This is a genomic window from Pseudomonas sp. LABIM340 (genome assembly GCF_040017195.2).
Taxonomy (GTDB): Bacteria; Pseudomonadota; Gammaproteobacteria; order Pseudomonadales; family Pseudomonadaceae; genus Pseudomonas.
The window spans coordinates 2,042,326-2,066,089 of sequence record NZ_CM200227.1 but is presented as its reverse complement, the minus strand read 5'-3'; the positions used below and the strand labels follow the sequence as shown (position 1 = coordinate 2,066,089).

21 protein-coding genes are annotated in these 23,764 nt (G+C 62.1%); 13 read left to right on the top strand and 8 right to left on the bottom strand.

Annotation, left to right across the window (positions count from 1 at the left end; genetic code table 11):
* Positions 1–204 precede the first annotated feature (204 nt).
* From ABKS89_RS09710 to ABKS89_RS09700, 3 genes are all read left to right on the top strand, one after another.
* Positions 205–1,002 carry a dienelactone hydrolase family protein gene (locus ABKS89_RS09710; RefSeq protein WP_348589472.1) on the top strand — a complete coding sequence of 266 codons (798 nt, stop codon included), beginning with the start codon at positions 205–207 and terminating at the stop codon, positions 1,000–1,002.
* Between the two features lie 240 nt (positions 1,003–1,242).
* Positions 1,243–1,953: a 4'-phosphopantetheinyl transferase family protein gene (locus ABKS89_RS09705; RefSeq protein ID WP_348589473.1), complete on the top strand. Its 711-nt coding sequence runs from the start codon at positions 1,243–1,245 to the stop codon at positions 1,951–1,953.
* 220 nt (positions 1,954–2,173) lie between these two features.
* The gene (locus tag ABKS89_RS09700) at positions 2,174–3,547 is read left to right on the top strand and encodes an OprD family outer membrane porin (protein ID WP_518301004.1); all 1,374 of its coding nucleotides are present in this window, start codon (positions 2,174–2,176) and stop codon (positions 3,545–3,547) included.
* A 183-nt stretch (positions 3,548–3,730) separates the two neighbouring features.
* Here the strand turns inward: ABKS89_RS09700 and modC are convergent, their stop codons facing one another.
* From modC to modA, 3 genes are read right to left on the bottom strand one after another with little or no spacing between them, the layout of a single operon-like run.
* Positions 3,731–4,834 carry a molybdenum ABC transporter ATP-binding protein gene (gene modC, locus ABKS89_RS09695; RefSeq protein ID WP_348589474.1) on the bottom strand — a complete coding sequence of 368 codons (1,104 nt, stop codon included), beginning with the start codon at positions 4,832–4,834 and terminating at the stop codon, positions 3,731–3,733.
* 7 nt (positions 4,835–4,841) lie between these two features.
* Positions 4,842–5,528 (bottom strand): molybdate ABC transporter permease subunit, encoded by a 687-nt coding sequence (gene modB / locus ABKS89_RS09690; RefSeq protein ID WP_138212850.1) that lies wholly within the window; start codon positions 5,526–5,528, stop codon positions 4,842–4,844.
* An 11-nt stretch (positions 5,529–5,539) separates the two neighbouring features.
* Positions 5,540–6,295, bottom strand: a complete 756-nt coding sequence (modA, locus tag ABKS89_RS09685; protein WP_138212849.1) for a molybdate ABC transporter substrate-binding protein — start codon at positions 6,293–6,295, stop codon at positions 5,540–5,542.
* Between the two features lie 127 nt (positions 6,296–6,422).
* On the opposite strand from modA, the gene ABKS89_RS09680 reads away from it, so the two are divergent.
* Positions 6,423–6,851 carry a TOBE domain-containing protein gene (locus ABKS89_RS09680; RefSeq protein ID WP_138212848.1) on the top strand — a complete coding sequence of 143 codons (429 nt, stop codon included), beginning with the start codon at positions 6,423–6,425 and terminating at the stop codon, positions 6,849–6,851.
* 217 nt (positions 6,852–7,068) lie between these two features.
* Here ABKS89_RS09680 and ABKS89_RS09675 read toward each other — a convergent pair whose 3' ends face one another.
* Genes ABKS89_RS09675 through ABKS89_RS09665 form a run of 3 tightly spaced genes read right to left on the bottom strand, consistent with a single transcriptional unit; the run spans position 7,069 to position 9,959 of the window.
* Positions 7,069–8,694, bottom strand: coding sequence for an ATP-binding protein (locus ABKS89_RS09675; RefSeq protein WP_199287117.1), 1,626 nt, complete (start codon positions 8,692–8,694; stop codon positions 7,069–7,071).
* On the bottom strand, positions 8,691–9,251 hold the full coding sequence (locus tag ABKS89_RS09670) for a GNAT family N-acetyltransferase (protein WP_348589475.1): 561 nt from the start codon (positions 9,249–9,251) through the stop codon (positions 8,691–8,693). The genes ABKS89_RS09675 and ABKS89_RS09670 overlap by 4 nt, the downstream gene beginning before the upstream one ends.
* 3 nt (positions 9,252–9,254) lie before the next feature.
* Positions 9,255–9,959: a response regulator gene (locus tag ABKS89_RS09665; protein WP_348589476.1), complete on the bottom strand. Its 705-nt coding sequence runs from the start codon at positions 9,957–9,959 to the stop codon at positions 9,255–9,257.
* 768 nt (positions 9,960–10,727) lie between these two features.
* On the opposite strand from ABKS89_RS09665, the gene ABKS89_RS09660 reads away from it, so the two are divergent.
* From ABKS89_RS09660 to ABKS89_RS09645, 4 genes are all read left to right on the top strand, one after another.
* The gene (locus ABKS89_RS09660) at positions 10,728–13,616 is read left to right on the top strand and encodes a ribonucleoside-diphosphate reductase subunit alpha (protein WP_348589477.1); all 2,889 of its coding nucleotides are present in this window, start codon (positions 10,728–10,730) and stop codon (positions 13,614–13,616) included.
* Between the two features lie 243 nt (positions 13,617–13,859).
* Complete coding sequence (locus ABKS89_RS09655; RefSeq protein ID WP_081518061.1) at positions 13,860–15,107, top strand: ribonucleotide-diphosphate reductase subunit beta; 1,248 nt, start codon at positions 13,860–13,862, stop codon at positions 15,105–15,107.
* Between the two features lie 130 nt (positions 15,108–15,237).
* Positions 15,238–16,860 (top strand): tetratricopeptide repeat protein, encoded by a 1,623-nt coding sequence (locus tag ABKS89_RS09650; RefSeq protein WP_348589478.1) that lies wholly within the window; start codon positions 15,238–15,240, stop codon positions 16,858–16,860.
* Positions 16,861–17,230: 370 nt separating this feature from the next.
* Positions 17,231–17,698 (top strand): BRO-N domain-containing protein, encoded by a 468-nt coding sequence (locus ABKS89_RS09645; RefSeq protein WP_348589479.1) that lies wholly within the window; start codon positions 17,231–17,233, stop codon positions 17,696–17,698.
* Between the two features lie 1,158 nt (positions 17,699–18,856).
* On the opposite strand, the gene ycaC is transcribed toward ABKS89_RS09645, so the two are convergent.
* Positions 18,857–19,486: an isochorismate family cysteine hydrolase YcaC gene (gene ycaC / locus ABKS89_RS09640; RefSeq protein ID WP_192404027.1), complete on the bottom strand. Its 630-nt coding sequence runs from the start codon at positions 19,484–19,486 to the stop codon at positions 18,857–18,859.
* A 356-nt stretch (positions 19,487–19,842) separates the two neighbouring features.
* On the opposite strand from ycaC, the gene ABKS89_RS09635 reads away from it, so the two are divergent.
* Together ABKS89_RS09635 and ABKS89_RS09630 are read left to right on the top strand one after the other, a co-directional pair.
* A complete protein-coding gene (locus ABKS89_RS09635) occupies positions 19,843–20,064 on the top strand; it encodes a DUF1654 domain-containing protein (RefSeq protein ID WP_024763117.1) in 222 nt (73 codons plus the stop codon).
* A gap of 98 nt (positions 20,065–20,162) precedes the next feature.
* Positions 20,163–20,804: an amidase gene (locus ABKS89_RS09630; RefSeq protein WP_348589481.1), complete on the top strand. Its 642-nt coding sequence runs from the start codon at positions 20,163–20,165 to the stop codon at positions 20,802–20,804.
* Between the two features lie 58 nt (positions 20,805–20,862).
* Here ABKS89_RS09630 and ABKS89_RS09625 read toward each other — a convergent pair whose 3' ends face one another.
* Positions 20,863–21,186: a hypothetical protein gene (locus tag ABKS89_RS09625; RefSeq protein ID WP_138212840.1), complete on the bottom strand. Its 324-nt coding sequence runs from the start codon at positions 21,184–21,186 to the stop codon at positions 20,863–20,865.
* A 157-nt stretch (positions 21,187–21,343) separates the two neighbouring features.
* Between ABKS89_RS09625 and ABKS89_RS09620 the strand changes: the two genes are divergently transcribed.
* The 3 genes from ABKS89_RS09620 to ABKS89_RS09610 all read left to right on the top strand — a co-directional run bounded on the left by ABKS89_RS09620 (position 21,344) and on the right by ABKS89_RS09610 (position 23,607).
* Positions 21,344–21,616 (top strand): hypothetical protein, encoded by a 273-nt coding sequence (locus tag ABKS89_RS09620; protein WP_138212839.1) that lies wholly within the window; start codon positions 21,344–21,346, stop codon positions 21,614–21,616.
* Between the two features lie 82 nt (positions 21,617–21,698).
* Positions 21,699–22,583, top strand: a complete 885-nt coding sequence (locus tag ABKS89_RS09615) for a LysR family transcriptional regulator (RefSeq protein ID WP_138212838.1) — start codon at positions 21,699–21,701, stop codon at positions 22,581–22,583.
* Positions 22,584–22,770: 187 nt separating this feature from the next.
* Positions 22,771–23,607 carry a bifunctional allantoicase/(S)-ureidoglycine aminohydrolase gene (locus ABKS89_RS09610; protein ID WP_138212837.1) on the top strand — a complete coding sequence of 279 codons (837 nt, stop codon included), beginning with the start codon at positions 22,771–22,773 and terminating at the stop codon, positions 23,605–23,607.
* The last annotated feature ends 157 nt before the right edge of the window (positions 23,608–23,764 follow it).

Genomic DNA, 23,764 nt, shown 5'->3' with positions numbered 1-23,764 from the left:
CCTATCGCTTCGCGGGTCAGGACATGGGCGCAAGGGTAGACGAGGCTGTCGGACTTTTCATCCATCCGGCTTCCCTCGCTTCTGGCGGACATCCGCGCCCTTGAGCGGCTGCGTGCAGTCTGCACGGGCGTTTTCCGCATCAGCGGCTATCGTCATGAGTTCCGCCATCCGCCATCGCCACGGCCAACGCCACGGAGAAACCTCATGCGCCTGCTCACTGCCTTGCTGCTGTTCGCCTTCGCGGCCAGCGCTTCAGCCGCGATCAAGACTCAGGAAATCCCCTACGAATCCACTGACGGCACGAAGATGATCGGTTACTTCGCCTACGACGACGCCAAGTCCGGCATCCGCCCCGGCGTCATCGTCGTCCACGAATTCTGGGGCCTGAACGACTACGCGAAAAGCCGCGCGCGGCAGCTCGCCGAATTGGGCTACAGCGCCCTGGCCATCGACATGTACGGCGAAGGCAAGCACACCGACCATCCCAATGATGCCAAGGCCTTCATGGCCGAGGCGCTGAAGAATGCCGACGCCGCCAAGGCGCGCTTCCAGGCCGGCCTGGAGTTACTGAAGAAACAGCCGCAGACCGACCCGAGCAAGATCGCCGCCATCGGCTACTGCTTCGGCGGCAAGGTGGTACTGGACATGGCCCGCGCCGGCCTGCCGCTGGCCGGCGTGGCCAGCTTCCACGGCGTGCTGGCGACCCAGACGCCGGCGCAGCCGGGACAGATCAAGACGAAGATCCTGGTCGAGCACGGCGGCGCCGACACCCTGGTACCGGCCGAGAGCGTTGCGGCATTCAAGACAGAAATGGACAACGCCAAGGCCGACTACAAGCTGGTGATCCAGCCCGGCGCCAAGCACAGCTTCACCAGCCCGGACGCCGACAAGCACAAGGGGCACGGCCTGGACGTGGGCTACGACAAGACCGCCGACCAGAAGTCCTGGGCGGACCTGCAGGCGTTCTTCAAGGAAATCTTCGACGTAAAGCCCGACGCGTAATAAATCGCAGGCAATAAAAAACGGGAGCCCATTCGGGCTCCCGCACTCAATCAAGTGTCTAAGGTCAGAGCCCGCCTTGGCGGCACTCCAACAACAACCTCACCTGCGTCCCCTAGGGAACGCGGCGTGCAGTGTGACAAAGCTTGTCAGACGAATCCGTACGCCTTTGGTGAAGGTTTGCAAACGAATGTAAGTGCCGCGTGACTGGTGAGCCACGTTCTGGCGCGGCAGAATGCTCCCATGACCGCCCTCCCCGACTTCTGCACCCCACTCGACGCCGACTGGCCCCTGCCCACGCCCCTGGCCGGCGTTCAGTTGCGCAGCACCCGCTTCGACCGCCAGCGCCTGCAGGCCGGGGACTTTTCCCTGAGCCGGGTCGAGGCGCCGGCCAACATCCAGCGTTCCGTCGCCAAGCGCCAGGCCGAGTACCTGGCGGGGCGCATCTGCGCCCGTGCGGCCTTGCTGGCCGCCGGCTCGACGGCCTGGGTACCGGGCACCGACGAGGAGCGTGCGCCGGTCTGGCCGACGGGCTTCTGCGGCTCGATCACCCACGGCGACGGCTGGGCGGCGGCCATCGTCGCCCGTGACAGCCACTGGCGCGGGCTTGGCCTGGACGTGGAGAACCGCCTGGAAACCGCGCGAGCGGAGCGCTTGGCCGGGGAAATCCTCACGCCGGACGAACTGGCGCGCCTCGACCCACGGCAGGCCGCGCTGCAGGTCACCCTCACCTTTTCCCTCAAGGAAAGCCTGTTCAAGGCGCTCTTCCCGCTGGTGCGCAAGCGCTTCTATTTCGAGCACGCCGAGTTGCTGAACTGGTCCGCCGGGGGCCATGCGCGCCTGCGTCTGCTCACTGACCTGTCGGAAGAATGGCACCACGGCAAGGAGATCGACGGGCAGTTCAGCCTTTTCGATGAGCGCCTGCTGAGCCTGGTGGCCATCCCTGCAATCTGACTGCTGCGGCTGACAGACACATCCGAAAGTCTTGACTTAAAAGTCAGAATTTGGCGTCATGCACGCCATCCAGACGTCCCCGTACCTCCTTTGATCCGCAGATTTTGCCTTCAGAGGAATCGTCAGCAGGCCTATCGGTATATAGAATCGTATACAGCCAAACGGCAACGTCTGGTTCTTGGGGTCCCCACAAAAAGAAATGACCATTGGAGCAAACGTAATGACCAGAAACACCCTGGCGCTCGCCATTGCGGCCAGCTCGCTCGGCCTCATCGCGCAATCGGCAAACGCCGGCGGCTTCATCGAAGACAGCAAGGCCAGCCTGACCCTGCGCAACTTCTACATCAACACCGACAACCGCAACGGCCCCGCTTCGCCCAGCAAGCAGGAAGAATGGGGCCAGGGCTTCATGCTCAACTACTCCTCCGGCTTCACCCAGGGCACCGTGGGCTTTGGCGTCGACGCCCTGGGCCTGCTCGGCGTGCGCCTGGACGGCGGCGGCAAGGCTGGCAAGGCTGGCGCGGACCGCCAGCCCGGCACCATCTTCCCGCTGGAAAGCGATGGCAGCGCCGTCGACGAATTCAGCAGCCTCGGCATGACCGCCAAGGCGAAGGTGTCCAAGACCGAATTCCGCTACGGCACCCTGCAGCCCAAGCTGCCGGTGGTGGTCTACAACGACGCCCGCCTGCTGCCGATGACCTACGAAGGTGGCCAGGTCACCTCCACCGACATCGACAACCTGACCCTGACCGGCGGCCAGCTGACCCACACCAAGGGCCGCAACTCCACCGACTGGCGCAGCATGTCCATCGCCGGCGCCAACGGCAGCAGCGCCTCTTCGCGCGACAGCAACAAGTTCTACTTCGCCGGCGGCGACTACAAGGCGACCAAGAACCTGACCCTGTCGTACTACTACGGCGAGCTGGACAACTTCTACAAGCAGAACTACCTCGGTCTCGTCCATAACTGGGGCATCGGCCCGGGCACCCTGAAGTCCGACATCCGCGTCTTCATCAGCGACTCCGACGGCAAGAACGGCAGCGCCTCCGGCCGCGCCGACGGCTACGTCAGCAGCGGTTACTACGGCGGCAACAGCCTGAAGGGCGAAGTGGACAACAACGTCTACAGCGGCATGTTCACCTACTCCCTGGGCGGCCACAGCATCGGCGCCGGCTACCAGGTGCTGACCGGTGACAGCGACTTCCCCTACCTCAACCGCGGCGACGGCGAGGGCACCAGCACCTACCTGATCTCCGACGCCCAGCTGCTGAAGTTCAACCGCGCCGGCGAGCGCACCTGGATCGGTCGCTACGCCTATGACTTCGCCGACCTCGGCATGCCCGGCCTGACCTTCAGCGTGCTCTACCTGAACGCCGACAACATCGACACCAAGCAAGGCGACAAGGGCGAGTGGGAACGCGACATCGCCCTGGGCTACGTAGTCCCGGAAGGCACCTTCAAGGGCCTGGGCCTGGCCTGGAAGAACGCCGCCATGCGCAGCGGCCTGCCGGCAACCAGCACCGCGGGCGTACCAAGCCAGCGCGACCAGGACGAGAACCGCCTGATCGTCAGCTACACCATTCCGCTGCTGTAAGGCGTGGAGTGAAACAAGAAGGGCGGCCAGTGGCCGCCCTTTTTGTTTCTGATCCATCCGCAACGTTGGACGTCGGGAGGCATCTGTAGGATGGCGTGGAGCGCAGCGATACCCATCGTTCCAGCACACCGGCAGCATGGGTATCGCTGCGCTCCGCCCATCCTACGAATAGCAAGCGCAGTCTCAGGCCAGCAACGCCACCGATTTGATTTGCGCCCAAACTTCCTGCCCGGTGTGCAGGCCGAGCTGGTCGTGGGAGTAGCGGGTGATCCGCGCCAGCAGTGGCGTGCCGGCCACATCCAGCTTCACCAGCAGGTGCGCCGGGTTGTCCGTCGGCACGATCTCGACCACCGTCGCCGGCAGCACGTTGAGGATGCTGCTGTGGGCCGCCGGTTCCAGGCTCAGACTGACGTCTCGCGCCTGCACCTTGATGCGCAGCGCCCTGCCCTTGTCCATCGGCGCGTGGGCCAGGCGGATGCGCTGCTCGCAGTGCGGCAGCGCCAGGGTCAGCAGGCCGTAGTCGGCGTTGTGCCCTAGCACCTGGCCATCGATCACCACGCCGGCGTCTTCCAGATGGGAGATCGGCAGGTCGGTGCGCGCCAGGGTTTCCACCACCGGGCCGCTGGCGATGGCCTTGCCCTGGTCCAGCAGCACCAGGTGATCGGCCAGCCGCGCCACTTCATCCGGCGAGTGGCTGACGTAGAGAATCGGGATATCCAGCTCGTCGTGCAGGCGCTCCAGATACGGCAGGATTTCCGCCTTGCGCTTGAGGTCCAGCGCCGCCAGCGGCTCATCCATCAGCAGCAGGCGCGGGCTGGTCAGCAGCGCGCGGGCCATGCCGACGCGCTGGCGTTCGCCGCCGGAGAGGTGCCCCGGCATGCGTTCCAGCAGATGGCCGATCCCCAGCAGCTCGGTGGCCTGCTCCAGCTCGACTCGGTGCTGGTCGCGCGGCACGCGCTTCATGCCGTAGGTGAGGTTGCGCTTCACCGACAGGTGCTCGAACAGATTGGCGTCCTGGAACACATAGCCCAGTGCCCGTTTGTGCGGCGGCAGGAATACGCCGCTGGCGCTGTCCTGCCAGACCTCGCCGTTCACCACCAGCCGGCCGAGCGGCGCACGCTCCAGGCCCGCCACGCAGCGCAGGCAGGTGGTCTTGCCGGAGCCGGAGTGGCCGAACAGTGCGGTCACGCCCTTGCCCGGCAACTGCAGGTCGACGTCCAGGCTGAAGCCCGAATAGGCGATCTGGAAGCGGGCCTCGATGGCACGTGCGGAAAGCTCTTGCGACATGCCCACCTCAGGCCCAGGCCGAGCGGCTGCGGCGGCTCGCGTAGAGCGCCAGCAGGACGAAGAAGGAGAAGATCACCATGCCGCCGGCCAGCCAGTGCGCCTGTGCGTACTCCATGGCCTCGACGTGATCGAATATCTGCACCGACACCACGCGGGTCTTACCCGGGATGTTGCCACCGATCATCAGCACCACGCCGAACTCGCCCACGGTGTGGGCGAAGCCGAGGATGCTGGCGGTGATGAAGCCCGGCCGCGCCAGCGGCAGGACCACGGAAAAGAAGGTATCCAGAGGGCTCGCGCGCAAGGTCGCGGCGGCCTCCAGCGGCTTGTTGCCGATGGCCTCGAAGGCGTTTTGCAATGGCTGCACCACGAAGGGCAGCGAATAGAACACCGAGCCCACCACGAGCCCGGCGAAGGTGAACGGCAGGCGCCCCAGCCCCAGGCTCTCGGTCGCCTGACCGATGACGCCGTGGGGGCCCATGGTGATCAGCAGGTAGAAGCCGATCACCGTCGGCGGCAGCACCAGCGGCAGCGCCACCACCGCTCCCAGCGGACCTTTCAGCCAGGAGCGGGTGCGCGACAGCCACCAGGCGATCGGCGTGCCGATCAGCAGGAGGATCAAAGTGCTCAGAGCAGCCAGCTCGATGGTGAGCCGGATGGCCAGGAAATCCTCCTGCGTGAGGGGCATCGCTATTCCTTGAAAGCTTAGAGTTCGTAACCGTAGGACTTGATCACCGCAGCGGCCTTCGGCCCTTTCAGGTACTCGACCAGCGCCTTGGCGGCGGCACTGTCCTTGCCCTTGTTGAGGATCACCGCGTCCTGGCGGATCGGGTCATGCAGGTCGGCCGGGACGATCCAGGCGGAACCGCTGGTCACCTTGCCATCCTTGTAGATCTGCGACAACGCCACGAAGCCCAGCTCCGCGTTGCCGGTGGAGACGAACTGGAAGGCCTGGGTGATGTTCTGGCCTTCGACGATCTTGCCGGCGACCTTGTCCTTGAGGCCGAGCTTGTCGATCACCTGGGTGGCGGCCAGGCCGTAGGGCGCGGCTTTCGGGTTGGCGATGGACAGGTGCTTGTACTCGTTCTTCTTCAGCACTTCGCCCTTGGCGTCGACGTAGCCGTCTTTCGCCGACCACAGCGCCAGGGTGCCCACGGCATAAGTGAAGCGCGAACCGGGGACGATTTCCTTCTCTGCCTCGAGCTTCTTCGGCGTAGTGTCGTCGGCGGCGAGGAAGACCTCGAACGGCGCGCCATTCTTGATCTGGGTGTAGAACTGGCCAGTGGCGCCGTAGGCGGCGACCAGCTTGTGTCCGGTGTCCTTCTCGAAGTCCTTGGCGATGGCCTGGATCGGCGCGGTGAAGTTGGCGGCGACGGCGACCTGCACTTCATCGGCCAGGGCCGAGTGCAGGGTGAAGCAGGAAGCGACCAGCAGGGACAGGCTTGCGAAGCGGTGTTTCATCGTGAGGCTCCAGTGGGTGTTGTTTTTAAAACTTCGATCTGTCAGGACTGGTCTATAAACTCGGTTCAGCCCCGTGTTACGTCCGGCCAGTGGCCGGCCATTCAAAACGTTCAAGGAGAGTCAGTTCATGAAGGTCAGTGCACGCAACGTGTTCAAGGGCAGCGTCAAGCAACTGCGCAACGGTGCGGTCAACGCGGAAGTCGTGGTCGCCCTGCCCGGCGGCAGCGAGCTGGTGGCGATCGTCACCGAGGAAAGCGTGAAGAGCCTGGGCCTGGCCCAGGGCAAGGAGGTCATCGCGCTGGTCAAGGCGCCCTGGGTGATGCTGATGACCGAGGCCGACGGCATCCGCCTGTCCGCCCGCAACTGCCTGGCCGGCACGGTGAAGTCGGTCACCGACGGCGCGGTGAATGCCGAAGTCGTGCTCAGCCTGCCCGGCGGCGCCGAAGTGGTCGCCGTGGTCACCCGCGATGCGGTCAGCGAGCTGGGCCTGGCGGCCGGCGTGAAGGCGACTGCAGTGATCAAAGCGTCCCATGTGATCCTCGGTGTTCCTGCCTGAAACCCTGCACGGGCCTGTCGCTGACAGGTCCGCCTGCTGTGCCTGCAAGCGATCGTTATAGCAAAAATTACATAACGATACCGGTGACTCTGCAATACCCCCTAAGAGAGAGCGATCTCAAAAGGCTATTTACCGTAGGGAAGGAATGCAGAGTGACGCGGCGAATGCCATCCAGCGGTGATGGCACCGCAGCATTCTGCATTTTTTGACTCCAAGGTCAAATACTGTCGTCGACCTTCGGCTCCTGGCGACGCGGCCACATCAAGGTGAAACACGCACCGCCCAGCGCCTCGCTTTGAGCGATCTGCGCGCGGCCGCCGTGCCAGTGGATGATCCGCCGCACGATGGACAGCCCCAGCCCATGCCCGCCGGTAACCCGCGCGCGGCTATCGTCGGCGCGGAAGAACGGCTGGAACAGCCGGTGCCACTGCGCTTCCGGCACGCCGGGGCCGTCGTCCTCCACGTCCACCTGGCAGCGATCCACGCTCACCCGGTAACTGATGCGCACCCGCCCTTCGGCGTAGCGCAGCGCGTTGGTCATCAGGTTCTGCAGCGCTCGATGCAGGTAGCGCGGCTCGGCCTCGATCCAGCTGCCCTGGTCGAACGGCACCAGCGCACCCGCCTCGCAGGTGACGGTGATTTCCCGGCGCAGCGGGGCGATCTCCGACACCACCTGCTCCACCAGCGCGCCCAGTTCGATACGCTGGTAGCTCAGCGCCGGCGAGCCCTGCTCCAGCCGCGCGTAGGTGAGCATCTCGTCCACCAGCTGGTCGAGGTCCTGGATGTCGCCATCCATGCCTTCCATGTACTTGCGCCGCGCCTTGTCGGTCTCGGCGGACTCGATCATCTCCAGCCCGAAGCGCAGCCGCGCCACCGGCGTGCGCAGCTCGTGGGACACCGCGCGCACCAGCTCGCGCTGCACCGTCAGCAGCAGGTGCAACTGCTCGGCCATGTGGTTGAAGGCCCCGGCGAGACGCCCCACCGAGTCCGCGCCGCGCACCTCCACGCGAGTGTCCAGGCTGCCACGGGCGATGCGCGTGGCGGCAGATTCGAGGCCGCGCAGACGCTGCTCCAGGCCGCTGATCAGCAGGTACAGGGTCAGGCCGATCAGGGTCAGCGCGACGACCACGATGATCGTCAGCAACTGCGGCGGGTACGGGTTCATCTGGTAGATCGGCCCCAGCTCCAGCACCCAGGGCGTATCGAGGATGCCCGAGAGCACGCGGATCGAATCGCCGCCCTTGCCCAGCGCCATCACCGTATCGCCCTCCTCCACACGACGGCTCTGGTCGTCGTCCAGATCGACTTCCTTCAGGCGCAGCAGGTGCACCTCGAAGCCGAAACGCTTGTCGCGGACGATGCGCGCCAGGTGATAGGGCTGTTCGCTGGCCGGGTAGCGCTTGAGCTCGTCCATCAGCAGGTAGATGGTGGCGCGTGCCAGCTGCTCGCTGACCTGTTCCACCTCGCCGGTGAGGATCAGCCCTTCTGCTGCGCTCACCTGGGTCATCACCTTCACTTCATGGGGCGCGCCGGCCTGTACCAACACCTGGTCGTTCATCAGCCGCGCCCGGCTGCGCCCTTCCATGCCCAGCGCATCCAGGCTGGTGAGCTTCAGCGGGATGCCCAGCAGGCGGCTCCACTGGCTCAGCGCACGCTTGCGGTCCACCTCGCTCATGGGCAGCAGCTCGTCCGCCATCAGGCGGAAGGTGCCGCGCGCCAGGTCCTCGCGGTAGCGCTCGCCGCGCACGTCGTTGACCAGGTGCAGCGTCAACACCGCCAGCGCGGCGACCGCCACCAGAGTCAGCAGCATGCCGCCGTAGATGCGCAGGAAGATGGATTTCATGGCCGGGACTCTGCCTCCGGCGCGAGCAACCCGTAGTTATCCAGACTGACGAACGCCCCGTCCTTCACCTCGCACTCGCGGCGCCGACCTTCCAGCGTGAACCCCTGGCGCAGCAGCAGGCGGCCGCTGGCGAGGTTCTCCGACTCCACCTCGGCCTCGATGCGGTGCACATTCATTTCGCGGAAGGCGTGGCGGAAGATCAGCGGCAGGCACTCGCTCATCACCCCCTGCCCCCAGTGCTCGGGCAGTAGCCAGTAGCCCAGCTCCAGGCGACGGTGTTCCTGCTGCCAGTTGTTGAAGCCGCAGCCGCCGACGATGTCCTCGGGTGCATCCGGCCGGCAGATCGCCCACCAGATGCCGCTGCTCTCCTTATAGATGCGCTCGAACCACTCCATCTGCTCGCGGGTGGCTTCCAGCGTCGCGTAGGAGACGCCGTAGTAGCGGATCACCTCGGGATGCGACAGCGCGCGGAAAACCGCCGGCTGGTCGGCACCGGTGAAAGCGCGCAGGCGGAAGCGTTCGCCGTGCAGCTCGGGGAACGGTGGCACAGCGCTCACGGCTCAGAGTTCCCCGACGAACAGGTAGCCCTTGCTGCGCACCGTCTTGATCAGGCGCGGGTGCATCGGGTCGTCGCCGATCTTCGGGCGGATGCGCGAGATGCGCACGTCGATGGAGCGGTCCTGGCCGTCGTACTCGATGCCGCGCAGGGAATTGAAGATTTCCTCGCGGGAGAGAATCCGCCCGGCGTTGGCCGCCAGCAGCCAGAGCAGGTCGAACTCGGCGCTGGTCAGCTCGATGGTCTGCTCGTCCAGCCAGGCCTCGCGCATGGCGTTGTCGATCACCAGCTTGCCGAAGGTCAGGCGCTTGCCACCTACCGCCGGCGCCGCCTCGGCCGGCTCGCTGCGGCGCAGCAGGGCGCGGATGCGCGCCAACAGCACGCGCGGGCGCACCGGCTTGCACACATAGTCGTCGGCGCCCATCTCCAGGCCCTGCACCTGGTCCATGTCGTCGGTACGCGCGGTGAGCATCAGGATCGGGCCGTCATAGTCCGGGCGCAGGCGCTTGCAGATGGACAGCCCATCCTCACCCGGCAGCATCAGGTCGAGCACCACCAGGTCCGGCCGTTCGGCCAGCACCCGTTCCACCGCCTTGCCGCCGTGGGACTCGATGGACACCGCCAGGCCGTTGCTCTCCAGGTAATCCTGGGTCAACTCGGCCAGTCGCTGGTCGTCCTCGACGATGAGAATGCGCGCTTCTTGTTCCACCTTGCCTCCTGATGCGCCATGAGCGAGCACGAGCCCCCTTACTATAGAGAGCCCGCAAAAGCGGCCGGCATTGTAGCCAGATTGCCAGCGCCGCCGCACGCCAACGGCGTAAACAGGCATTGCGCGAAAAGGTCAAGGGCTGCTGCGCCAGAAACACTACATATTGTGGTAGTGTTCCTCCCCGCGCAGCGCCCCTGACGCGTGTGAAAATTCTCTCACCAACCACGACGAACGGTGAAAGGCAGTCAGCATCAGGGATAGCGCGAGTTACCCCGCTTCACCCACATTCCATGCACATTTTATCCACAGCTTTTCCCCGTCACCCCGCCTTGCAAACACCCCCTTAGCGCATTATCTTGTATCCCCGTTGCGGTATACCCCTACATCTTGGGGTTGCAGCAGCGAACCGGACACAAGAAGAAAGTCGAAATCCCGAGCCTGTTCCACGGCTCCTCCGGTTCCACCACAACGTATTCCAGACGGTCTGATGTGCCAGGCGGCCCCGCCCGCAAGGAGCGATTCATGTCGATGGAAATGCGGTACGGGTGTTGCAACGTAACGTTCAACACCACTAGGTATTGTGGTCCCGGCCCGTAAAGCCGGCACCCGAGTTGGGCCAGGGAGGCGCTTCGGGTCATTCCCCCTGTTCCAGAAGAATTCCAGCTTGCGGCTGCAATCGCGGGCGACTGCTCTTTTTGCTCTTTATTTCGCAACGGCGCCCCGGCGTCAGCAACACACCAAATTACGAGAACGTGGAGACAACCACCCATGCAAATCGACACCACTCGCGAGAACCCGCAGGCCGCAGCGCCCACGGCCGCCGAATCCGCTCAGGATCTGGCTGCCACTGCGCCCGGCCAGCTGCGCGTGATCAAGCGCAACGGCACCGTAGTTCCCTACACCGATGACAAGATCACCGTAGCCATCACCAAGGCGTTCCTCGCCGTGGAAGGCGGCACCGCCGCCGCCTCGTCGCGCATCCATGAGACCGTGCGCCGCCTGACCGAACAGGTCACCGCGACCTTCAAGCGCCGCATGCCCTCCGGTGGCACCATCCACATCGAAGAAATCCAGGACCAGGTCGAACTGTCCCTGATGCGCGCCGGCGAACAGAAAGTCGCCCGCGACTACGTGATCTACCGCGAAGCCCGTGCCAACGAGCGCAAGACCGCCGGCGTCGCCAGCGACATCGCCCAGCCGCACCCGAGCATCCGCATCACCAAGGCCGACGGCAGCACCCAGCCGCTGGACATGGGCCGCCTGCAGACCATCATCCGCGAGGCCTGCGAAGGCCTGGCCGAAGTCGATGGCGCCCTGATCGAACGCGAGACCCTGAAGAACCTGTACGACGGCGTGGCCGAGAAGGACGTCAACACCGCCCTGGTGATGACTGCCCGTACCCTGGTCGAGCGCGAGCCGAACTACTCCTACGTCACCGCCCGCCTGCTGATGGACACCCTGCGCGCCGAAGCCCTGGGCTTCCTGGGCGTCGCCGAGAGCGCCACTCACCACGAGATGGCTGACCTCTATGCGCAGGCCCTGGTTGCCTATGTAGAGAAAGGCTCCGAGTTCGAGCTGATCGACAGCAAGCTCAAAGGGTACGACCTGGCCAAACTGGGCGCCGCGATCAACCACGAGCGCGACCAGCAGTTCACCTACCTCGGCCTGCAGACCCTGTACGACCGCTACTTCATCCACAAGGACGGCGTCCGTTTCGAACTGCCGCAGGTCTTCTTCATGCGCGTGGCCATGGGCCTGGCCATCGAAGAGAAGGACCGTGAAGCTCGCGCCATCGAGTTCTACAACCTGCTCTCCTCGTTCGACTACATGTCGTCGACCCCGACCCTGTTCAACGCCGGCACCCTGCGTCCGCAGCTCTCCAGCTGCTACCTGACCACCGTTCCGGACGACCTGTCGGGCATCTACAACGCCATCCACGACAACGCCATGCTGTCCAAATTCGCAGGCGGCCTGGGCAACGACTGGACCCCGGTCCGCGCGCTGGGCTCCTACATCAAGGGCACCAACGGCAAGTCCCAGGGCGTGGTTCCGTTCCTCAAAGTGGTGAACGACACCGCCGTCGCCGTCAACCAGGGTGGCAAGCGCAAGGGCGCCGTCTGCGCCTACCTGGAAACCTGGCACCTGGACATCGAGGAATTCCTCGAGCTGCGCAAGAACACCGGTGACGACCGTCGCCGCACCCACGACATGAACACCGCGAACTGGATTCCGGACCTGTTCATGAAGCGCGTCTTCGACGACGGCAAGTGGACCCTGTTCTCCCCGTCCGAAGTTCCGGACCTGCACGATCTGACCGGCAAGGCCTTCGAAGAGCGCTACGAGTATTACGAAGCCCTGACCGAGTACAACAAGATCAAGGTGTTCAAGGTCGTCCAGGCCAAAGACCTGTGGCGCAAGATGCTCTCCATGCTCTTCGAGACCGGCCACCCGTGGCTGACCTTCAAGGACCCGTGCAACCTGCGCAGCCCGCAGCAGCACGTGGGCGTGGTCCACAGCTCGAACCTGTGCACCGAGATCACCCTGAACACCAACAAGGACGAGATCGCGGTCTGCAACCTGGGCTCGATCAACCTGGTCAACCACATCGTCGACGGCAAGCTGGACACCGCCAAGCTCGAGAAGACCGTGAAGACCGCCGTGCGCATGCTCGATAACGTTATCGACATCAACTACTACTCGGTCCCGCAGGCTCGCAACTCGAACCTCAAGCACCGCCCGGTAGGCCTCGGCATCATGGGCTTCCAGGACGCCCTGTACCTGCAGCACATCGCCTACGGTTCCGACGCGGCCATCGAGTTCGCCGACAAGTCCATGGAAGCGGTGAGCTACTTCGCCATCCAGGCTTCCTGTGACCTGGCCGACGAGCGTGGCGCCTACGAGACCTTCGACGGCTCCCTGTGGTCCAAGGGCATCCTGCCGCTGGACTCCCAGCAGATCCTCATCGAAGCCCGTGGCCAGAAGTACATCGACGTCGACCTGACCGAATCCCTCGACTGGGCTCCGGTACGTGCCCGCGTACAGAAAGGCATCCGTAACTCGAACATCATGGCCATTGCGCCGACCGCGACCATCGCCAACATCACCGGCGTATCGCAGTCCATCGAGCCGACCTACCAGAACCTGTACGTGAAATCGAACCTCTCCGGCGAATTCACCGTGATCAACCCCTACCTGGTTCGCGACCTGAAAGTGCGCGGCCTGTGGGACCCGGTCATGGTCAACGACCTGAAGTACTACGACGGCTCCGTGCAGCAGATCGAGCGCATCCCGCAAGACCTGAAAGACCTGTACGCCACCGCCTTCGAAGTCGAGACCAAGTGGATCGTCGACGCCGCCAGCCGCCGCCAGAAGTGGATCGATCAGGCCCAGTCCCTGAACCTCTACATCGCCGGCGCCTCGGGCAAGAAGCTGGACGTGACCTACCGCATGGCCTGGTTCCGTGGTCTGAAGACCACCTACTACCTCCGTGCCCTGGCCGCTACCAGCACCGAGAAGTCCACCATCAACACCGGCAAGCTCAACGCCGTGTCCGCTGGTGGCAACGAAGGCCTGCAAGCCGCCGCCGCCGAACCGCAGCCGGCTCCGGTCCCGCAAGCTTGCTCCATCGACAACCCGGACTGCGAAGCCTGCCAGTAAGGGGGTAAGCGGTGCCTCGGAACGCTCCGAGGCACCGCCAGAACTCCGCAGCTTCAAAGTCCCCTCTCCCTTCAGGGAGAGGGCTAGGGAGAGGGGCTCTTCAAGGCCCCTCAGCCCGACCGAACAACAGCCTCCTCCGCCGCGCACCGCGCAGGACGGAAGACGCACAAGCTCTTAGCGTGCACCACACGCCACCAGACATCAGGCCGCCCTAGAACGGCCATCCAGAACAGGAGAGGACCCATGCTGAGCTGGGACGAATTCGACAAAGAAGACGCCACCGAAGCCAAGGCCGCCCCGGCCGTCGCCCAGGCCGCCGCGCAGAACGCTGACAAACTCGACGCCGACGCCGCCGGCTCCGTCGAAGAAGCGCGCGCCGTATCCGCCGACGACTCCGACGCCGTCGCCCGCGCCAAGCAGGCCCTCGACGCCCTGGACATCCAGGAAGGCCTGGACGATCTCGAAGGCTCCGCCGCCCGCGTACAAGTCGGCGACAAGCAGATGATCAACGCCCGCGCCGACCTCAACCAGCTCGTACCCTTCAAGTACGACTGGGCCTGGCAGAAGTATCTGGATGGTTGCGCCAACCACTGGATGCCCCAGGAAGTGAACATGAACGCCGACATTGCCCTGTGGAAGAGCAAGGACGGCCTCAGCGAAGACGAGCGCCGCATCGTCATGCGCAACCTCGGCTTCTTCTCCACCGCCGACTCCCTGGTCGCCAACAACCTGGTGCTGGCCGTTTACCGCCTGATCACCAACCCCGAGTGCCGCCAGTACATCCTGCGCCAAGCCTTCGAAGAAGCGATCCACACCCACGCCTACCAGTACTGCATCGAGTCGCTGGGCATGGACGAGGGCGAAATCTTCAACATGTACCACGAGATTCCTTCGGTCGCTAAGAAGGCGTCCTGGGGCCTCAAGTACACCCGCTCGATCTCCGATCCGAAGTTCGAAACCGGTACTCCGGAGACCGACCGCCAGTTCCTGCGCAACCTGATCGCCTACTACTGCGTCCTGGAAGGCATCTTCTTCTACTGCGGCTTCACCCAGATCCTCTCCATGGGCCGCCGCAACAAGATGACCGGCACCGCCGAGCAGTTCCAGTACATCCTGCGCGACGAATCCATGCACCTGAACTTCGGCATCGACGTGATCAACCAGATCAAGATCGAAAACCCGCACCTGTGGGATGCCCAGATGAAGGACGAGGCCACCCAGATGATCCTCCAGGGCACCCAGCTGGAGATCGAATACGCTCGCGACACCATGCCGCGCGGCGTACTGGGCATGAACGCCGCGATGATGGAGGACTACCTCAAGTTCATCGCCAACCGCCGCCTGACCCAGATCGGCCTCAAAGAGGAATACCCGGGCACCAGCAACCCGTTCCCGTGGATGAGCGAAATCATGGACCTCAAGAAGGAAAAGAACTTCTTCGAGACCCGCGTGATCGAGTACCAGACCGGCGGCGCGCTGAGCTGGGACTGACGGAAGTAGTAGCACCACCGCAAGTCAAGACCATTAGAAACGCTGTAGACCGAAATGGATTTTTGGGGCAGTGATAGAAAGACAAAAGCCCCGCCTTTGTGCGGGGCTTTTTATTTATAGGGCAGCAAGCATGACACAAGAAAGCATTTACCTAGAAGCATTAAAAATCCTCCTAAACTTCCTAACAACCAATGCATGGCCTATATTTTCAATTACGTTGATCCTAATAACAAGAAGAAGCATCGCCAATATATTTGAGCGACTAACAAAATTTAATTTCTCATTTGGGTCTGCTTCAGGAGCCGTGGAAGCGGCTATCCCACCAGGAGCCAAAGAGCCACCATCTGACGACGTTCAAGTTTCACTCCCTCCTGAAATAAACGAACTCACCAGCACAAGCACACTTCCTACCCCCAAGACCGAAGGCGAATCATACTGGATACTTGACGTATACAATGCACTTGAACAGGATGACAAAGACCGGGCTCAATCAATCTACGAAAAAACCCAAGAAAGCGAAAACATAGCAGAAAACCGCTACAAGAATCGACTTGATTATCTTTATTTCGTGTATGCAAGATACAAAGAACCTCAAATTCTTATCGAGATAAAGGAGATCCATGAAAATAGCAGGACAGAAACACAGCGAGATCAGTCCGCGACAATATTAGGATTCTGCCTTTCCGAAATATCCGACTATGAAAGCGAAAGGAATTTGTGGCAAGCATCCATAAATGAAACATCCAACATAGAACTCTCAATCAAATACAAAACAAATCTAGGAAAGACACTTCATAAGCTCGGTGATATTTCCGAGGCACAGAAAACTCTGCGAGACTGCATTTCAATATGTGAAACTCAAGAGCAGAAATCCAGCGTTTACAGGACAATCTCGGAAATCTCTAAAGATTCGGCCCCTTACGACAGCGCACTAGCACTTCGTCTTTCTGCTGAATATGCACCTGGGGATAAGGACAAACTCTTTGATGCAGCTTATGCACTTAGCAACACTGATTTAAAATTCTCATCCCCATCAATTTATCAGAAATTATTAAAAATCGACCCTGACCACTCTGCCGCCCTAAACAATATAGGGGTATGTGCAGGCGAGCTAAAATGTTCCGGAACACAGGTCGAATTTTACAAGCGATCCGTAGAAAAGAACTCATCGCTTGCGATGTCAAACCTAGCGTCACTCTACATACAAAACGGCTTTTATGTAGAAGCTGACAATTTAATAAAGCAAGCACTTCAACAAACTGATCCACACAAGAACATTGGCGGAGCTCTACAATCCCTAAAATCAAAGCAAGCAGACGAGGAGGATCAATGGAAAAAAGTAATCGAAAAATCAAGCTCATTCGACAGAGAATTAGTCAAGTATGGTGACTCATACTTCTCCACTTCAGAAAAGAACTTCTCATGGGACGGCGACTGGGTCAACGACACCACAACAGTACAAGCCCACTCAACAAACAACAAAACCACATTCACATGGGAGTCCACCGAGAAAACTCTCGATAAAGAGCAAAAATTTACACATAAAATATCAACAACAACCAACGGAAACTCTCTCCGTGGGACATACACACGCACTAGAGAAACTCCGGAGACTGCATCCTCGCTCCTAGGTTTCTCTCCTAACGTACCCATGGAACTCTTGGGATTTCTGGCGAAAGACAGAAGATCAATCTTATTTTTCCCATCTGATGAGAAGCAAGGAAAGCAAATTACTCTTTCAAGAAGAGTTTAATTGGTCGAGGGCAAATAATGCGCAGGCCGCTTGACCTATGAAGGCGCCATCCAATAACCTCGCGCCCGGCGCCTAAGAAACGCCTGTCACGTAGCGGCCAGACCGCTCCCGAAAGTTAAGCGGCTTTTTCGAGCACGCCGGTTTCATTCGTCCTCGAAAAACCTCTGCGACGTCGGGAGTGGGCTAATACAAGACCCGAAAGGGGAATACGTCCGGCCCTCTACGTGGGGTTTCTTAGCTCCCGGCACCCAGCCCTAAGAAAGCTGGCCACATCACGTAGAGGTAATGGAAATGCCTGTCACCCCCAGCCTTCGCCCCGAAGGCGCTTCGCTGTACCCGCCCTCTTCGCCCTCCTTCCCGGAGGTGCGCCATGTCTGAAGAGTTCCTCATCCCCACCGAATTCATCCGCCACAAGCGCCTGCTGCGCGCCGTGCTGCTGGAACGCCAGTGCTGGTTCTGCGCCCACGACCTGGGCCGGCTGATCGGCGTTCCATGGCTGGCCGAGCGCGTGGAGCGCAACCTGGACGACGACCAGTTCCGCCGCGCCTGGGTGCGCGATGGCAGCGGCGATTACGTCGATGAACTGCTGATCAGCGAATCGGCGGTGTATGCGGCGCTGATTCACTACTTCCATCCGGAGAATCGCAGCGTGCGGCAATGGTTGTCGTTGCATGTGATTCCGGCGTTGCGGGACCAGCATCGGCTGGATGCTGGCGAGCCGAGACGGGAGGTCCTGAGGGGGACGACGACGTTGTCGGTGTTGAAGTGGCAGGGCGTGACCTGGGTGCCCTACCAGAACTGGCCCGAGCTGAGCCTCGGGCCGGAGAGCAAGACGTAGGATGGTGTGGAGCGGAGCGATACCCATCGCTCTGCTTTCCCCTTCGACGCTCAGTGTAGGAGCGGGCCATGCCCGCGATCCGCCGGCAGGGCCGGCGTCTGCTTCTGCGCTGGTGTTGGTCAGTTGCTTCGGAATAGGTGTTTCTGCGCCGCTTCGGCGTGCGCGCAGGCTTCGTGTTTCGCCCCCTCGGGCGAGTTACTTTCTCAAACGCCAGAAAGTAACCAAAGGGCTTGCCCCTGCCATCCGGCTTTTCGCTTCGCGAAAAGTACCCTCGGTTCTTCGGAGTTTCAGGGGCCCGCGTTGACGGGCCATCCCTGGCCCGGCAACGCTCTCGCGACATCCATGTCGCTCGGCCCCTGAAACTCCGATCACCTTCGGCCTCCTGAAAGGGGCATTTCGGCGCGTGCGGTTGTATCGCTGGAAGACTTGCAAGAGCCAAAGCCAGTGCAGCGGCGTTGAGGAGTTTTGTAGGATGGGTGGAGCTTGCGATACCCATGCTGCCCCGCGCACAGCAATCGATGGGTATCGCTGCGCTCCACGCCATCCTACGTTTGTGCTTCGCCGTGGCTTCGGCGTGGATGGAAACTCCAATCGCGGACAAGGTCCGCTCCTACGAAAGCTGGTACGTCGGCGCGGGGATGGTTCGCGAGCAAGCTCGCTCCTACGAAAAGCCAAACCTGCCAATCCCCGGCTCTGGCTCTGGCTCTAAAGGCTTCCAGAGAAATACCAGCGCACTCCGGCCTGCCCCGTTCAGGAGGCCTCGTTGAATTGGAGTTTCTGGGGTTGAGCGACATGGATGTCGCGAGAGCCGCGATGGGCCAGGGATGGCCCTTCGCGGCGGGCCCCTGAAACTTCGATTCAACGAGGGAATTTTTCGCCTAAGCGAAAAACCGGATGTCCGGGGCAAGACCTTTGGTTACTTTGGGGCGTTTGCCAAAGTGACTCGCCCGAGGGGGCGAAACACGAATCCCGAGCGCACACCTAAGCGGCGCTGGAACACCTAGGACAACGCAGCACAACCCAAACAATGGAACGAGGATAGGCGTCGGCCCTGCCGACGGATCGCGGGCATGGCCCGCTCCTACAGGGGGTTCCCTGCAACGCGCAATAAAAAACCGGAGCCTCGCAAGAGGCTCCGGTTTTCATTTCAGCAACCGCTTACTTGGCGGCAGCAAACGCGTTGTAACTGGTCATCAGATTCCGGTAATCCGGAATGTGGTTCGAGCACAGCGCCGCCAGCCCTTCGACATCGTTGCGCCAGTCGCGGTGCAGCTCACAGGCCACGCCGAACCAGGTCATCAGCTGCGCACCAGCCGCTTCCATCCGGCGCCAGGCGGCGTCGCGGGTCATCTCGTTGAAGGTGCCGGACGCATCCGCCACCACGAACACATCGAAACCTTCCGCCAGGGCCGACAACGCCGGGAACGCCACACAGACCTCGGTCACCACGCCGGCGATGATCAGCTGCTTCTTGCCGGTGGCCTTCACTGCTTTCACGAAATCCTCGTTGTCCCAGGCGTTGATCTGGCCGGGGCGGGCGATGTACGGCGCGTCCGGGAACTGCGCTTTCAGCTCGGGAACCAGCGGGCCGTTGGGGCCGGTTTCGAAGCTGGTGGTGAGGATGGTCGGCAGGTTGAAGAACTTCGCCAGGTCGCCCAGCGCCAGCACGTTGTTCTTGAACTTGTCCGGATCAATGTCACGGACCAGCGAGAGCAGACCGGCCTGGTGATCGACCAGCAGTACGGCGGCGTTGTCTTTGTCCAGGCGGTTGTAGGTGGCGTTGGTCATGGTGAAATCCTCGATTTGCTTTCAGTGGGTGCCGGCTGGGCCGGAAGGTTTTGGACTCGTTTGCAGTGCGTCACTGCATGGAACAAAGATTAAATTCGACACCCTTGATCCACCAGACGGCAAAATTCGCTTCTAGCGTTCTATTTTCAGAACGACAGCGAAAAGACACCCCTCAAACCCACGGCTCCCAGGGGCTGCGCCCCTGAGCAAATGCCGACCATCACCCCAAGCACCGTCTCAGAGCCTTCCGTTTCACGTCCTTCAGAAATCAACCTACCGATGATCACGCAGGTCTTTACAAGAAATACTGTATTTACATACAGTACTTTCCATCCACCCCGAACCGGAGGCCTCCCATGCACGCCGCAACCTACAACCAGCTGTCCGCCCGCGTGAACGCCCTGCTGGCAGACCCGACCACCCTGAAGAACCTCGGCATCACCCTGCGCCGCGAGCCCAGCGACGACTCCGCCGCCTGGAGCCAACTGGTCACCGACCTGCGCCAGGCCCCGAACCTGACCCTGCTGCCCCTGCAGGACGGCGCGATCCGCTTGGCGTGGCATAGCTGGCTGGATTGAAGTGCGACGTGCCGGTCCGTCTATTGCTGCAAAGCAGCACGTAGACACAGACATTCAGTAGAATTCGCCGATTCATCGAATTGTCAAAGGACCGACAGATGCTTCACCTCAAAGGACTGCTGTTACCGGTATTACTCACACTGGGCGCCTGTTCCGCCAAACCTCTGGTTCCTTATGTCGAACCGGAAAGTTCCGCCGCCACGGCGAATCTGCGAGTGATCACAAATGGCGATGTACGAGGTACCGATTACCCAGGCTGCCTGAAAGACAGCAAGGGGATGGCGAAAGCCGGCCGCTTCAGCGATGGCCAACCCAGCATCAATTACCCCCAGGCACCTCTGCATCCTCGCCAGTTGGGCATGCCGCAACGACTCTCTCCCGAGATGCCCCAGTATCTCGGGGCGACGCGAATGGCAGAAGGTCAGTACACCGAAATCATTGCGGAATACCGCGTCACCGCCGGGGCACCGTTCCTGCTGGAAAGCCTGGGGCTGGCTGCGGGTAGCTACGGCAGCACCTACCTGACCTGCCCTCCCGTCAAACAGGTCTTCCAGTTCGAGCCAGGCAAGAACTATGAAGCCTATGTCGGTCTTGTCATCAGGCAGGATGCGGAAGGCAACGGCAAAAGGTACTGCGCGTTCTCCGTCTACGAACTGGTTTCGCTCGGGAACACAAAATTGACGCTCCCCGTCCTCCTGGAAGGTCAGGCGCCAATCGAAAAGGCCTGCCCCAAAGGATAAGTTTTCCGGTGCTGGATTGAGCCGAAGGATGGACCACAAACGCCCCATCCCAGGTGACTTACGGCGAGCTGGTCCGCGCCGTATCGGCGATGGCGTTGCAGGTGGTGGGGTTCAGGCAGTAAGTGATGTAGGTCGCCTGCTTGTTACAGCCGCGCACGCCGATGGTGTACTCGGTGCGCTCCATGGCGCGGCGAACGCTGGTGACCTTGCTCGACAGCACGCTGCTGGTGATCGACTCGCAATTGAGCTCGAACTTCGCCCGTGATTCGGTGGCACTGATCGCGGCCTGCTGGTTCGAGGCGAGGAACTCTTCATTGTTCATGCAACCGGACAACGCGGCGACAGCAGCCAGCACCGGCAGGGACAGCGGTAGACGTTTCATGGTGACGCTCTCCGTGTGGTTCCCCCGGTAGGGTCAGCTTCTGGAGTCTAGATCGCACTGAAGGAAACGTCCGACGTGCAGTCCGTCGGCTGATACGGCGCAACGCCACTACGCTTCTACGCTCACCTCTGAGGGTATTGCAGTGGAGCGACGCGTGATGAATCTCGACGACGATTTCGACCTCAGTGATTTCAACTTCGATGACCTGAACATCGACGAACTCAGCCTGGTTCCCATGGAACCCACCGCTGCGCCTGTTGCGGCGATGCCGGCCAAGCCCAAGGCCAAGTTCCAGATCGACACCCGCCACACCGAGCGCCGTTGCAGCGCCGATCGACGACAAACCATTCGCTTCGAAGATGACCGCCGCAAGGGCGACCGCCGCGGCAGCAGCGTCAGCGATCCCTGGGCGAAGACAGTCGACTTCTGAGCGTCGACAGCGCCGGGTAATTTGCCGGGGCTCGGGCTGAGCTGCTAGAAAGCGGTATCGCATTCAGATTCCCGATACCGCCATGAGCGACAGTGACAAACCGAATACCCGCCTCTTCGACCTCGACCTGCTCCGCGCCATCGTCACGGTGGCCGACTGCGGCAGTTTCACCACGGCCGCTACGCGCCTGCATTCGACCCAGTCCACCGTCAGCCAGAAGATTCGCCGGCTGGAGGAGATGGCCGGGCATCGCCTGCTGGAGCGCGGCAACCGCGATGTGCTGCCCACCGACGCGGGCGACACGCTGCTGGGCTACGCCCGGCGCCTGCTGGCGTTGAATGACGAGATGGTCGAGGCGCTGTCCGGCGCCACCGTGGCGCTGACGGTGCGCATCGGTGTGCCGGACGACTTCGCCACCGGGCGCACCACCGAGCAACTGGCCGCGTTCAACCGCCGCTATCCGCAGGTGAAGCTGGAAGTCACCAGCGGGCTGAGCCGTGATCTGTCCGCCAGCTATGACCGCGGCGAGTTGGACCTGGTGCTGCTCAAGCAGCGGCAGAACGCCCGCGAGGCGGTGGCCTGCTGGCCGGAGAAGACGCGCTGGGTGGATAGCGCGAAGAACGCCTGCATCGAGCTGGACCCGCTGCCCATCGTCACCTTCCCGCCGCGCGGGGTGTACCGCGACGAGATGATCGCCGCGCTGGAGTCCATTGGCCGCCGCTGGCACATCAGCTTCACCAGTTCGAGCCTGTCCGGCATCCAGTCGGCGATCGCCGACGGCATGGGCATCGGCCTGCTGCCGCAGCGCGCGGTGACGACGGAACACGCAGTGCTGCCGAAGAATATCGGGCTACCCTCGGTGGACGTGTTCGAGGTGGCGATGCTGCACCGGCCAGCGGTGGACCCGATGGTGAAGGAGCTGGCGCGGGTGCTGTCGCGGGTTCTGGCGCAGGACACGAAAGGCTGAGCGTCTCCATCGTCGCATTCAGAAATTGAATACAGCGGATTCCAACATTTAATTTGTGCATGAACTCGCCGCTGGATATCGTGGTTTCCAGCGACGGCCAGCGCACCGACAGCGCGCCGCTCTGCACGAATTGCTCACCACGGCGCCGCACGCGCCGGGCAGCAAGACAACAATGAGGAATTACCCCATGGCCAAATCCACCTATTACGCGCCGCACGGCGGGCACCCGGCACAGACCGAGCTGCTCACCGACCGCGCCATGTTCACCGAAGCCTATGCCGTGATCCCCAAGGGCGTGATGCGTGACATCGTCACCAGCCACCTGCCCTTCTGGGACAACATGCGCATGTGGGTCATCGCCCGCCCGCTGTCGGGCTTCGCCGAGACCTTCGCCCAGTACATCGTCGAACTGGCGCCCCAGGGCGGCAGCGACAAGCCCGAGCAGGACATCAACGCCGAAGCGGTGCTGTTCATCGTCGAAGGCGAGCTGACCCTGACCCTGCAGGGTGAAGTGCACAAGATGCAGCCGGGCGGCTACGCGTTCATTCCGCCGGGCGCCGACTACAAGGTGCGCAACACCAGCGGCCAGCACACCCGCTTCCACTGGATCCGCAAGCACTACCAGAAAGTCGACGGCGTACCGCTGCCCGAAGCCTTCGTCACCAACGAGCAGGACATCGAGCCGCGGGTGATGCCGGATACCGAAGGCCGCTGGAGCACCACCCGCTTCGTCGACATGGCCGACATGCGCCACGACATGCACGTGAACATCGTGAACTTCGAGCCGGGCGGCGTGATTCCGTTCGCCGAGACCCACGTGATGGAGCACGGCCTGTACGTGCTGGAAGGCAAGGCGGTGTACCGCCTGAACCAGGACTGGGTCGAAGTGGAAGCCGGCGACTTCATGTGGCTGCGCGCCTTCTGCCCGCAGGCCTGCTACTCCGGTGGCCCCGGTCGCTTCCGCTACCTGCTGTACAAGGATGTGAACCGTCACATGCGCCTGACCCTGAACCAGCCGCACTGAGTGGCAGGTTCAGCCGGGAACTGACTCCGGTTCCCGCAGTGTCACCTGAAAAACCGGCGCCCAGGCGCCGGTTTTTCTTTTGCGCGTCGCCCGTGCCGTGACCGGCCTCGCGTGGCAAGCATGCCCTGGTCTGCTAAAACGTCTGGCTGGGAAATGT